At 57.6% G+C, this 13,487-nt stretch carries 6 protein-coding genes; 5 read left to right on the top strand and 1 reads right to left on the bottom strand.

Going from position 1 to position 13,487, the window contains the following annotated elements; translation table 11 throughout:
* Nucleotides 1-62: 62 nt before the first annotated feature.
* The 5 genes from thyA to BUQ90_RS13340 all read left to right on the top strand — a co-directional run bounded on the left by thyA (nt 63) and on the right by BUQ90_RS13340 (nt 8,356).
* Nucleotides 63-1,037, top strand: coding sequence for a thymidylate synthase (gene thyA / locus BUQ90_RS13360; RefSeq protein ID WP_275425822.1), 975 nt, complete (start codon nt 63-65; stop codon nt 1,035-1,037).
* Nucleotides 1,038-1,237: 200 nt separating this feature from the next.
* Nucleotides 1,238-4,552, top strand: coding sequence for an autotransporter domain-containing protein (locus tag BUQ90_RS13355; RefSeq protein WP_074205658.1), 3,315 nt, complete (start codon nt 1,238-1,240; stop codon nt 4,550-4,552).
* 173 nt (nt 4,553-4,725) lie between these two features.
* Nucleotides 4,726-6,018, top strand: coding sequence for a 3-methyl-2-oxobutanoate dehydrogenase (2-methylpropanoyl-transferring) subunit alpha (locus tag BUQ90_RS13350; RefSeq protein WP_074205657.1), 1,293 nt, complete (start codon nt 4,726-4,728; stop codon nt 6,016-6,018).
* A 5-nt stretch (nt 6,019-6,023) separates the two neighbouring features.
* The gene (locus BUQ90_RS13345; protein ID WP_074205656.1) at nt 6,024-7,037 is read left to right on the top strand and encodes an alpha-ketoacid dehydrogenase subunit beta; all 1,014 of its coding nucleotides are present in this window, start codon (nt 6,024-6,026) and stop codon (nt 7,035-7,037) included.
* A complete protein-coding gene (locus BUQ90_RS13340; RefSeq protein ID WP_074205655.1) occupies nt 7,034-8,356 on the top strand; it encodes a dihydrolipoamide acetyltransferase family protein in 1,323 nt (440 codons plus the stop codon). The genes BUQ90_RS13345 and BUQ90_RS13340 overlap by 4 nt, the downstream gene beginning before the upstream one ends.
* 30 nt (nt 8,357-8,386) lie before the next feature.
* On the opposite strand, the gene BUQ90_RS13335 is transcribed toward BUQ90_RS13340, so the two are convergent.
* Nucleotides 8,387-13,333, bottom strand: coding sequence for a DUF11 domain-containing protein (locus tag BUQ90_RS13335; RefSeq protein WP_159437111.1), 4,947 nt, complete (start codon nt 13,331-13,333; stop codon nt 8,387-8,389).
* Between the last annotated feature and the right edge of the window lie 154 nt (nt 13,334-13,487).

Genomic DNA, 13,487 nt, shown 5'->3' with positions numbered 1-13,487 from the left:
TGATCAAGCCCAAGAAATTTGCACTCACCGGTTGAGCATCTTTCCGGCGGCGTATAGCGTTGCTGTCCACCCTGCCGGAGACAGAACAAGTGATTCCCCAGCCGCAATTCGACCCGTCGCATTATGAGCAGCAATATCTGGATCTTATGCGCCATATCTGGTCAGCCGGCGACGAACGGGTCGACCGGACCGGTGTCGGCACGCGGGCGATGTTCGGTGCGACCATGCGTTTCGATCTGTCAGACAATGCAATCCCGTTGCTGACGACCAAGCGGGTCTACTGGAAAACCGCCGCGCGGGAGATGCTGTGGTTCCTCACGGGCGATACAAATATCCGGGAACTGGTGAAACAGAAAGTCCATATCTGGACCGACTGGCCGCTCGACAAATACCGGCGGGCGACCGGTGAAGATATTGATCGCGACAGCTTCGAGCAGAAGATCATTGAGGACCCGGAATTTGCTGAGCAGTGGGGTGATCTTGGCCCGGTATACGGCAAGCAATGGGTTGACTGGCCGGTTTATGAACCCGCCGGTAACGGGCTGTATCACAAGGCGGAGACAGGCATAAACCAGATCGCGCTGCTGGTGGAGGGCATCCGGAGCAATCCCGGGTCACGGCGCCACATATTTACCGGATGGAATGTGGCCGAACTGGACAGGATGGCTTTGCCGCCCTGTCACAAGACCTATCAGTTTTATGTGGCCAACGGCAAATTGTCGGCCCTGCTCCAGCAGCGCAGTTGCGATCTCGCGCTCGGCGTTCCCTTCAATGTCTTTTCCGCCGCCCTGTTGACCCGAATGGTGGCCCAGCAGTGCGATCTGGAGCCAGGAGAGCTCATCTGGAATGGCGGTGATGTCCATTTGTATCTTAATCACGAAGCGCTGGTTGAAGAGCAACTGGCCCGGACCCCGTCGGGTGCGCCCACCCTTCACTTGCTGCGCAAACCGGAATCGGTTTTTGCTTATGAAATCAAAGACTTCGAAGTCCGTGATTATTCGCCACAGGCCCATATTCCCGCGCCTGTTGCGGTCTGATAAAAGCGCGATCAAGGGCTTTGGGACAGCGGAAAAAAAAGGCCCGGTTGAACCTAAATAATCATTTTGGATCATTTTTTTGCTGTGGATGGATATAATTTTGCGTTGAAAAGTGATATCCCGTGTAACTAGAGCGAGTCGCTCTAAGTCTTGGTAAAAGTGTGTTATTTGGATTCAATCTAACCTCGGGGAGGGGAATAATGTCGTTCGCCCATATTAATCGTTTTTTGCTTCTTGGTGCTTCTTCAACCGCCTGCATTGCTGCACTGGCCGCTCCGGCTCATGCGCAAGTGGCGGCGAACACGTCTGGTGGGTCGGTTCTCACCTCGACAGCAGGCGGAGCTTCAAGCCAGGCATCCGCACCGATTATGGTCGAAGACAGTAACAGGATTGTGATCCGGGATGATCTTTCTCCCGATGAAGGGCCGCCGACAGGTGCGCTTGACAATGTGGTGGACATAACCGGCGTCGGGCAAATGGCGACCCGCCCGGACCAGAATTCCTTTGGCCTTGGCCTGTGTACCGGTACGTTGATCAACCCCCGGACCGTGCTTTTTGCCGCGCATTGTGTGAACGACCAGCCTGCCGAAAGCTACGGATTTGACAAGGGTGGCACAGCCATCAGCTTTGGTTTCAGTGCGGACAACCTGCCAGGCATACGGCGGTGGGTTGGCCTTGATGGCGGCACGGCGAATGCGACCGACGAAGATTTTGCGATCTACAATGTCGAACATGTCTGGTATGATGAGCGCTCGGTACCACTGAGTTTTCTGGAGGCCGATGTCGCCATTGCAACGCTGGACACGCATGCTGGCAACATTCCGACATGGACGCTTCTGTTCTCTCCGCTGGAAGAAGAAACGCATGTAACGATCAACGGTTATGGTTCGCGCGGAATCGGGTCTGAAGGTCCGATCGGTATTGACTTCCGTCGTCGTATTGCCGAAAATGTGCTCTCGTCGCTCAGTTCATTGAATGAACGCAACGAGTTTCTCTTCGGACCCGGCGATTATGGATTGCCGCAATCGCTCTACAGCCTGGACTTTGACAGTCCGGCCGGCGAAGAGGTTTTTGATTCCAACAACGGTCTGTTTGATTTTGACCTGTTTGACGGCCCGGCCTTGCCACGTGAAGGTACCACAGCCGGTGGCGACTCTGGCGGGCCGCTGATCGTGGATGAGAAATATGATACTCCGGTCGTTGCCGGTGTGCTTTCGGGTGGCTCGCGGTTCTTCGGAAACGACGAGAATGATCCGAACACCTTCCAGCCTTTCTCTTCATACGGGACGCAATCCTTTTACCAGCCGCTGTTCATGTTCTGGGAATCGATTGTGGCGAACAACAACTATGTTTACGCTTCGGCCAAGGCAGGCAATCGCAACTGGGAAAACCCCAATCACTGGGAACAGGACATGGATCCAGCCTATGTGATTGATGTCGACGGCGAACTGGTAAATGCATTGCCCGGCTTTGCAGAGCCAGGCGTAACGGGCGACACGCCGAAATTCGGCAATGTCTGCTTCCTCGACGATTGTCTTGATCTTTCGGCGGGCAGCGTTGCCTTGCCGGAAGGAGATCCGAACAGCATATTTGTGGAAGGCGGCCCTGGCAGCACCGGTTTCGTGCCCAACAATGTCGCTGTCACCGCCGGAAGCAGCGCCGGGCCGCGTTACTATGAGGTGACGCTTGATGCCATTGGCACAACACGTCTGACCAGCAACATCACGATTGACCGGTTGAACGTTGAAGGTCTCGCTGCGCTGAAAATCCGCAAAAGCGGCGCACTGAAAGTCTGGGGTGACTACACCCAGACCGGTGGCTGGGTTCAGGCAAATGGCTCGCTGACAACCGGGGAAGCATTCCTTGGCGCCGGACTTCTGTCAGGCAACGGGTTAGTAGATCCAACTTTCCTGACCGTTGTCCAGGGGGCGATCGCTCCCGGCAGCCGGCTTGGTAACATAGGGACTCTCACCGTAGCCGGTGATGTCATTCTGTCTTCGGGTGCATTGACCTACTTCGATGTGGGACGCCGGGGCGGAGACTTGCTGGCAGTTGTCGGAGATGAGGACAATCCCGGAATCATCTCGCTCGGCGGCACCGCGGCGGTCATCAACAAATTTGGCCGCAGAGGCGCACGCTTCGGACAGAGGTTCGATATCATCACCGCAGAAGGCGGTGTGCAGAATGTGTTCGACAACGTCGTCGGCCGCATCGGTGTGCTTTATCCGGAACTGGAATATGGCACCAATACGGTAACGGCGCGGATGCGGGCGATCCGGTTCTCGGATTTCTTCAGCCAAAATGGGGTGCGCAATCCCTTCTCGCTGGCATTCGGTTCGGCTCTGGATTTGACCCGGACCAGTTCCTACAACGATCTGGCCGATGTTTACGGTTTGATTGATGTGATGGAAGTGGCGGAGCTCAATGCGACGTTCCAGAGCCTTTCGGCAGCTCAGGCCGGACGGACCACCACGCTTGATCAACAGCAAAGCGCAGCCATGCGTTCGCTCGTTGCGGATCGGCTGTCGGTCATGGGAACCAGCCGTTCCGGAGCTGGGAAATTCCAGATCATTGGTTCGTCGAGGACGATTGGAGGCAATGGCGGGCTGAATGAAACAGCCGCAGCGCAAATCAGCTTTGCGGCCAAATATCAGTCATCCGACTGGAATGCGGTGCGGTTGCCGGAAAACATGTCCGGTTTCATGTCATCCGGCTATGACAGAAGCACGCTCGCGTTTTCTGATCCGGGCAGCGGTGCAAACCAGGGCAGCTGGCATATTGCCATGGGTCTGGAATATGCGCTCGACAATAGCGCAACGCTCGGAACTGCATTCGGCTATGCCCGGGGTACGCAGGAAGTCAGCGGTACCCTTGCCAGTGTCGAAACCAACCAGGCATCGGTTTATGGCAACTATCTGCTCGGCGGCAATTTCTATGTCGGTGGTCAGGCGAATGTGACACATTCGCGCATCGACTCTTCCAGTCGGGCAACCGGTGTCGCTTCGGTCGGCAATCTCAACACAAATTCCCTGGGATTTGCCGGAGAAATCGAAGCGGGCTATAATGTCGAGGTGGATGGCATGATGCTGACACCGCGAGCTGCCATTGGCTATTCTTCCTATAATGTGGACGGTTTCCGCAGCAGCGGTAGCAGCCTTGCCATGGCGGTTGATGAAATCAGCCGGGCGGGTGTGGACGCCCGGGTCGGACTGAAGTTGTCCGGTTCCTCTCAGGTGAGCTTTGCATCATCCTGGGCGTTCCAGCCGGAAATGAAGCTGGACTATGTCAACCGTCTGTCCGGGAACGACACGAGCTTCCTGGTTCGTTTTCTGGATGCAGAGAATGTGCCTTTTGCCTTGCCGATTGGTTTGCAGGATGCATCCTATGGTGAAATCAAGGGCGGATTCAGCCTGACAAACGGTGTCATGCGCATCGGTGCGGCGGTGGAAACCCGCATGGGTCAGCAGGTCTACCGCGATGACCGGGCCGTGGTGAACATGTCGATGCGCTTCTGACCACGGGGGATAGTGACGAAAAAGGGAGCATGATATGCTCCCTTTTTTGTGGGAAGAGCGATAGGACAGCTATATTGACCTTTTAATCTGCATATAATAATATAATAATCGATTGAAATAAAAATCACTGCGAGAACGCTCGCATCGACAAGTGATGTAACAGGAGACGCCGGATGGCCGACGGAAAATCGAAGAGCAATTTGCCGCCTTTGTCTCTGCATGTTCCCGAACCCAGGTTCCGGCCCGGCGACGCGGTCGATTATAGCGATCTGGACATTCCGAATGCTGGTGAGCAGGCCAGGCCAGACACAAATACCGAGCCAAAAGCCATGCGCGACATGGTCTATGACATGATCCGCGTCCTGGATGATGATTACAAGGCCGTCGGTCCGTGGGATCCCCGGCTGGACGATGACAAACTGCTCGAAATGCTGCGGACCATGGCGCAGGTGCGGGCCTTTGACGACCGGCTGCATCGCCAGCAACGTCAGGGCAAGACCAGCTTCTACATGAAATGCACGGGCGAGGAGGCCACATCGGTTGCGGCAACCATGGCGCTGGACAAGGAAGACATGTGTTTCCCCAGCTACCGGCAGCAGGGCATATTGTTTGCCCGCGGTTATCCCATGGTCGAAATGGTCAACCAGATTTTCTCGAACCGCGAGGACAAGCTGAAGGGCCGCCAGTTGCCGATCATGTACAGTTCGCGCGAGCTGAATTTCTTTACCGTGTCGGGCAACCTGACCACGCAATATCCGCAGGCCGTGGGCTGGGCTATGGCCAGCGCCTCCAAAGGCGACGACCGGATCGCGGCCGTCTGGTGCGGGGAAGGATCGACAGCCGAAGGCGACTTTCACGCTGCGATGACTTTTGCGGCGGTCTACAATGCGCCGGTGATCATGAACGTGATCAACAATCAGTGGGCGATTTCCTCCTTTTCGGGATTTGCCGGATCCGAGCGGACCACCTTTGCGGCAAGAGCAGCAGGATATGGCATCGCCGGTCTGCGGGTCGACGGTAATGATCCGCTTGCCGTCTATGCTGCCACACAATGGGCGGCCGAGCGAGCGCGGACCAATCAGGGGCCAACCCTGATCGAGCATTTCACCTATCGCGCTGACGCACACAGCACGTCGGATGATCCAACCGCTTACCGCAGTGCCCAGGAACGCGAGGAATGGCCGCTTGGCGATCCGATCATGCGGCTCAAGCGACACCTGATCCAGCGTGGGGTGTGGAGCGTCGAGCAACAGGAGGAGCTGGACTGGCAATGTGTCGATGCGGTGAAGGCGGCGGTCAAGGAAGCCGCCCGGAACGGCATTCTCGGTCACGGTCTGCACCAGCCGTTTGAAACCATGTTCCAGGATGTGTTCGAGGAAATGCCCTGGCATCTTCAGGAACAACGGGTCCAGGCCGACAAAGAAAGAGCAATCAAATGGCCCGATGCGGAGGCACCTGAACAGTGACCACGATGAACATGATTGAGGCGATCAATTCGGGTCTCGACAACATGATGGAACGCGATGACAATGTCGTCATTCTTGGCGAGGATGTCGGCTATTTTGGCGGCGTCTTCCGTGCGACGGCGGGCCTCCAGGAAAAATATGGCAAGACCCGCTGCTTTGACTCGCCAATTTCCGAATGCGGGATCATCGGCGCGGCGGTCGGCATGGGGGCCTACGGCCTGCGGCCGGTCCCGGAAATCCAGTTTGCCGACTATATCTATCCAGGCATGGATCAGCTGATCTCCGAAGCGGCCCGGTTGCGCTATCGTTCCGCCGGCGATTTCATTGCGCCACTCACCGTGCGATCCCCCTTTGGCGGCGGCATTTTTGGGGGGCAAACCCACAGCCAGTCACCGGAGGCGATGTTCACCCATGTTTCCGGGCTGAAGACTGTCATTCCTTCCACACCTTATGACGCGAAGGGGCTGCTGATCTCGGCGATCGAAGATAATGATCCCGTGCTGTTTTTCGAACCGAAGCGGATCTACAACGGGCCCTTCACCGGCTATTATGACAAGCCGGTGGAGCCCTGGTCGAAATTTGACGCGGCAGAGGTTCCCGACGATTATTACAAGATTCCGCTCGGCAAGGCGAATATTGTCAGGGCAGGGGAAGAGGTGACGGTTCTGGCTTATGGCACGATGGTCCATGTAGCCGCTGCCGTGGTTGCAGAGCATGATGTCGACGCCGAGATTATCGATCTGCGCACACTGGTCCCGCTCGATATTGAAACGATTGAGGAATCGGTAAAAAAGACCGGCCGCTGTCTGATCATCCACGAAGCCACCCGCACCAGCGGTTTCGGCGCCGAGCTGTCGGCGCTGGTCCAGGAACGGTGCTTCTATCATCTCGAAGCCCCGATCGAGCGGGTGACCGGATTTGACACGCCCTATCCGCACAGTCTCGAATGGGCGTATTTCCCCGGACCGGTACGGATCGGCGAAGCGCTGGAGAAAATTGTCAGGGAACTGAAATCATGAGCAAGTTCACATTCAACCTTCCCGATATCGGTGAAGGCATTGCTGAAGCAGAGATCGTTGCCTGGCACGTCAAGGTTGGCGATATGGTCGAGGAAGATGACCAGCTGGCGGATGTCATGACCGACAAGGCCACCGTCGAAATGGAAGCGCCCGTGTCGGGAAAAATCATCGCCATGGCGGGCGAAGAAGGGGATATCATCCCGATCGGATCGATGCTGGTCGAGATCGAGGTCGAAGGCGATGTCGATGTTGAAGAGCTCGAAGCAAAAGTCGAAGAACAGGTGGGGACAGAGTCGACTGAAACGGCCCCCACTGCCGCCATGACGTCGCCGGAAGTTCCTGAAAAAACATCTGAAAAATCCGAAGTGGCCGAAAATGTCAAAGAGCCGGCTCCAGCGGCAAACAAGCGTCCAGCTGTTCCAGAAAACCCCGTCGAACAGCCCCAAACCGGGCCGGTGACGAAGGTCCTCGCAACCCCCGCTGTCCGGAAAAGGGCCGCGGATCTCGGGGTTGATCTGACCCAGGTCAAAGCCCAGGGCGAGCATGTCCGGCACAGCGATCTGGATGCGTTTTTGAGCTATGGCAGCGGCCAGGGCTATCGTCCTGCCGGCGCTTCTCTGCGGCGGGATAACGAGACGATCAAGGTCATCGGCATGCGGCGCAAGATTGCCCAGAACATGGCGGAATCGAAGCGAAATATCCCGCATTTTTCCTATGTCGACGAGATCGACATGACCGAACTGGAGGATATGCGTCAGGATCTGAACGCCAATCGCGGCGAACGGCCGAAACTGACCATGTTACCGCTGATGATCGCGGCAATTTGCCGCAGTTTGCCGGCATTTCCGATGCTCAATGCGACATTTGATGATGAGGCGGGCGTGGTAACCCGGCACGGCTCTGTCCACCTCGGCATGGCGACGCAGACGGAGCAGGGACTGATGGTTCCGGTCATCCGGGATGCCCAGGACAGGAATATCTGGCAGTTATCCGCCGAAATCAGCCGTCTGGCAGAGGCGGCACGGGCCGGAACAGCCAAAGCCGCCGAACTCAGCGGTTCCACGCTTACATTGACGTCTCTGGGGCCTTTGGGGGGCATTGCGACGACACCGGTTATCAACCGGCCAGAAGTGGCCATTATCGGCCCCAACAAGATCGTCGAGCGCCCCGTGATCATTGACGGCGAGATTCACGCGCGCAAGCTGATGAATCTGTCGATCTCGTGTGATCACAGGGTCGTAGACGGCCATGATGCCGCCAGTTATGTGCAGTCGCTCAAGCATCTGCTTGAAACGCCCGTTTTACTCTTCGCCGACTGAAAGGCAGCGAAGATTTGACCTTTTGCCTTGCTACAGCCCCAAACTGCTGAAGGTTTCCTGGTCGAATTTCAGGCGGAAGGTGATGAACGGACCATCTCTGGTGTAGCGACTTTCTTCAAAGTCCCGATCCTCAAATCCCACCACATTGTAACCGACGGAAATATAGCCGTTTTTAAACGGTGTAATCCCCACACTCGGTCCCCCGCTATAGGCAATGGTATCAAAGTCCTTGCCTATGCGCGCGGTCGCCTGTCCGCCGACATCAATGGTATCGGACAGGTCGAACTTGACGTCCGCTCCGATCACATTGCTCCAGCCTTCGACATCATCTTCCCCGAACCGGTCGAACACGTAGCGGCTTCCCCAAAAGACACTATATTCGCCCGCCTCGGTGAAAATTCCGTCATCCGCGTCAATCGGCGTATAATTGACGCTTAAACTGTTGATAATCCTGCGCGAAGTTACGTTGCCGTTGACAAGCAGCGGCGCGCCGCCAATCGGGCCGGACTGGCCAGCGGTGGCATTGCGGACCTTGTCTTCGCGAAATTCGAGTTTTTGCAACCAGGACCACTGGCTGTCGGCCGGACGATGCGCCCAGCTGGCCTCGGCCTCGATCACCCGGGTACTGACTCCATTGTCATCTTCCGCGTGGAAAATGCTGCCAACCGCACCCAGAGCCTGGCCTTCCCCAATCTGCTTGAGAACGGCGGACGTGAAACCGTAGCGTTCGGTGGTATCTCCATCGCGATATTCTGCGCGGCTGACCCAGCTCCAGTCGTTCGACCGGAAAGTTGCCCCGGCCGTAACCGCGACAAAATCCTCGGTCAGCGAGCCGTCGCTGCCCAGAAAACCGCCGGATGCAACCGGTTGTGCGGGACTTATGACGTCTGCGCGATCAAATCCACCCAGCGTCTCATTGCCGTCGAGGGAGAAATCCACGGTCCATTTCTCATCAATCGGAATGGACTGGGTCAGGCCGTAGGCGGCGAAAGTCCGCGGTCCGAATTCGGTAATTTCCTGCTGATTGGCGCTGGCCACGATCCGGGCCCCGTCCCAGGGCGCAACATCAACACCCAGGCGAGCAGTCCGCGCATCGATATTCTCGCCATCCGCGATTTCATAGGTTCCGACCAGCTTGATCGAATCTGTGATCGCGTAACGCGCCGTCAGACTGTGCCGGGCCGGGAAGTCGATGCTTTCATCCTCGCCGCCGAGTGCGAATTCGGTCTGTGCATCGAGTTCCAGTTTGCCATCGAACAGTTTCTGTGTGGCGCCCAGCCGTACGAGGGTCGAGCGATTGACGCTGCCATCTGACAAGCGATCCTCAGCATGAGTCAGTCCGGCACGGAAGGCGGTCTCCTGGCTGCGATATTCGAGTTCCGCCGTTCCCGCGCGTCGCCGGGCGCCGCTAGTCAGGAAATTCTCCTGATAACCGGTGGCGGTGATCGAGAGTTTGTCGGTAATCCGCACCCGGGTGTCGAGACCGAACTTGCGGGTCCCGCTTTCCACGGAATTGAGCTGGCCGAGGCCAAAGCCGGCAGACTGGCGCCGGACATAGGCCAGCACATCAAATGTCGACCCGTGATGTTCGGCTTCGATCAGCCAGGCTGTTGCGGAGTCGCCGGCACTGGCCGTTCCGGTCAGTGCCCCCACCGTTTTCGCCTGATTGTCGGTCGCAGCCAGTTCGGCGCGGAATTCCGTCTTGAGGCTCGGACGGTAGCGGACATCAACGCCCAGCAGATCGGTTTTTACCGTCTCATCTTCGTCATGAACAAATGTGGTGCCCAGTTTGAACTTCTTGTCGGCGGTCTGCCAGGTCGCCCGGCCACCGCCGTTGAGATCACGTCCGCCGACGCCGAGAACTTCATATTCGGCGATGATGAACTGCGGGTCAAAGCCGCTGCCACGGCTCAGAATCGGCTCCCGGAAGCGCAATGTGCCTGCCAGATAATCGATATCATAATCGATATGCCGGGTCAGCTCACGCCGATCCAGGATCCGGTCGGACCGCAACCGATCACGGGTTTCCAGCGTGATCCGTTCACTGTTCGAGAGGATATCCCGGCTGGCGAGCGCATAGGGCCCCGACAGGCCATTGCCCTGGATTTCTTCGCGGCGGAAACGGTTGGCAGCATCCGCGCCAAAGGCGAGGGCGCTGACCTGTTCATTGCGATACTCGGCCTTGATGCCGTTGAAGGTCCGCTGATAGCGTGCCAGTTCCGGTTCATTGATCCCGGTTTCATAGTCCCCGAACAGCGCGTAGAATTGCGGGCGCTCCAGCTTGAGATAGAGCCGGCGCACGGATGCCGCATCATAGCGCTGCTCTGCGCGGTCGGCATAAACCGTGTAATATTGGCGCGGATCGATGATCCCGGCGAAATCGGTTTCGTCTTCTTCCTTGTCCGTGTCATAGGCGAGGGTCATCAGCCATTTTCCGGTTACACGACCCTTGGCGTAGAGGGCCACCCGGCCATCCACGTTGATATTGTCATCTTCGTCCACAAGGTCTTCCAGCCGCTCATCCAGCGTATTGAAGCCGACGGTACCAGCGGCAAAGCCGACGACGGTCCACGGGCGATCTCCGGGATCCAGCCAGGTTTCAATGCGCTGTTCGCGGGTGACTTCCCCGTCACGCAGCGGGAATGTGATGCTCAGCGAACCCGAAGCCGTTGTCGGTGCGAGCTCGATATAGGCGATGCCGTTGTCGCCCTCGACCCGCCAGACCGGGCGTCCGCGCTCGAGCCCGGATAGCTGGTTGGCCTGCTGTGCATCGACCTCGATTGCGGGCAGATAAGGCGCAGGGACGCTGAAATCGCCCACAGCACCATGATGCGCCGGACGACCATCGCGATCGGTCAGGCGAACCGCGATAACCGGACGGGTCACACCATCTGCCACAAGCACGGACTTGTCCTTCAGCAGTTCGGCGTTGAGCGGGCTGGCCGAATAATGGACTTCCCGGCGCAATTCCTTGATCAGCTGGCCGGATTTGTCGGTAACTTTGGCGACCAGCAGGTTTTTCCGCGTTTCGATATCCAGTCCACGCCAGACGCTGACCTCGATCTGCCCGTCGGCGCTCTTTTCCTTGCCATCGAAATTCAGCGGATTGACCGCTTTGCCGTTGACCGTGAGCTCCACCTTGTGCCCTCGGCCATGCTTGACGGCTACACGCAGCGATTTGACACGGGGGTTGTAGTCCTCGGCCGGGAACACCCAGTCCACACCCTGATCCTGTCCTGCGAGCCAGTCGGTTTCGGCACCGGCAGCTTGCGGATCGGTCAATATTTCGGGTTTCTGGTACTCCGGCAAACGGTTGACAGCGCGCTCCGCGACTTTGTGCGCCCGGAAATCCGCGCGTTTCAGCGCGCCGCCGCGGCCTTCCACAAAACGGGAGATATCGCTGCCCGCGCTACGGGTGTTCTGCGCACAGTCGATCGGGGCGAGATCGGCCGGGAAGGTCGAAGGATCCACCTGGACCACATGCAGACCTGGGCGGATACCCTCGAAATGATAGCGGCCATCGGGATCGGTAACCGTATAGGTTCCGTCCTGCAGCATGACCCGAACGCCGCCAATTCCCTTGGCTTCACGGGGATCAACGTCGCATCCGCCATCGGTAATTCGACCGATGATGGTAAATCTCTCGGATATGCCATCCCGTTCGATGCGGACCGATGCATCGACGATGGCACTTTCTGCTCCGCGATTGTCGCGGGCCTGTGCCGTATTTATAGCGTCGCCCGGACGTGCATCCTGTCGGATTTCGGTCAAATAGGTCAATATTCCGGTGCCCGCCGGTGGCAGGGCGGGGACCGAAACAGAGAAATTTCGGCCGTTGGGCTGAACGACAGGCGTAACCAGTGCGCCATTATAGCGCATCGTGTCCACCTGGAGCCGCATGGATACCGGCAACTGGTCTTCAATGGTCACCGTGCCCGTATTTCGCACCGGATCGGTGTTCTGGACGGTAATCCGGTACTGCAGAGCATCCCCAGGTGCCGCGACGGTTGTCGAAGCCGTCTTGGTTATCTGTATCGGCACGCCCGGTCGGTCGAGTGGAATATCAATCCTCACCGGTGCCGGGTCATTGAGGATTATGATGCCGCCATAGGATCCGTCCGCGATCGTGAACGGTTGTCCGTCAGTCCGCCGGAATCCCGCCAATTGTTCGGGCGTTGCCTGTGATGGAGCCGTGTAAGGGGCTGGGGGCTCGATCAGCAGCCGGTATTGTCCCGGACGGGCAAAGGGGAAGCGGTAGAACCCGTCGGTAAAATCATAGACGTTGCCGCCACTGTCCGTAACGGTTCCACCGGATATGATCGTACTTGGGAAGATTGACATGCCGTCGTCGCCAAAGACATCGGCAGGTTGTCCCGTTGCCACATCAATGAGCGTAACCCGCGTACCGGAAACCGGCGAGCCATCACCGCTGTCAAATGTTTCGCCGAACGGATCGATCAGTATCCCCAGTTCGACCGTGCCCAGCGGCAGGCCTCCGGACTCGTCAACACTCACATCGAGCGTATCTCCGGGACGCACTGACAGGGTGCAGTCTCCCTGAACCGGGGTTGGCGGGATCGCGGCCGTATTGATCATGCCCACAAATCTGCCGCTATTCTCTGCCGTTTCGCCGACGCTGATCGTTTCGACATCTCCCGTAGGAGTGGTCAGCACAATATCAAACCGGTCCAGCGCAGCGCTGCTCAAATTCTTGTTTGGGGCAAGGATTGAAACAATCAGCGGTTCGCCGGCCCTGATATGGGTTGTAGGCGCAAGCGAAGCCGGATCGGTGCTCGTACCGGCAAAAACGCCCATAAGCTGGACAGGAATATCGCCACCGGAACCACGACAGATGGTTCCCGGTAGAGACAATTGTTCCGCACCCGGAGGGTCATCGAAATGGAAAAAGCTGATTTCCGGTGGAACCACGGGGGGTGGCACGACCTGGATATCTATGCGGTTTGAAGGTTTTTGCAATCTTTGGCCGCCGACATCCCATTCTGCCTGTGCAATATTGGATATCAGGGGAAGAGTTTGCGTTTGGGCGGCCACCATGGACACAGGCGCGACAAAACTGCCTGCAGCCAGTGCAAGTCCAAGGGACTTAAAGATTTTGGTTAACCGCTTCATC

Origin of the sequence: Parasphingorhabdus marina DSM 22363, from assembly GCF_900128895.1 — a bacterium.
Lineage (GTDB): Bacteria > Pseudomonadota > Alphaproteobacteria > Sphingomonadales > Sphingomonadaceae > Parasphingorhabdus > Parasphingorhabdus marina.
Note: the sequence above shows the minus strand (reverse complement) of the source record. Positions and strands in the feature narration are given on the sequence as shown.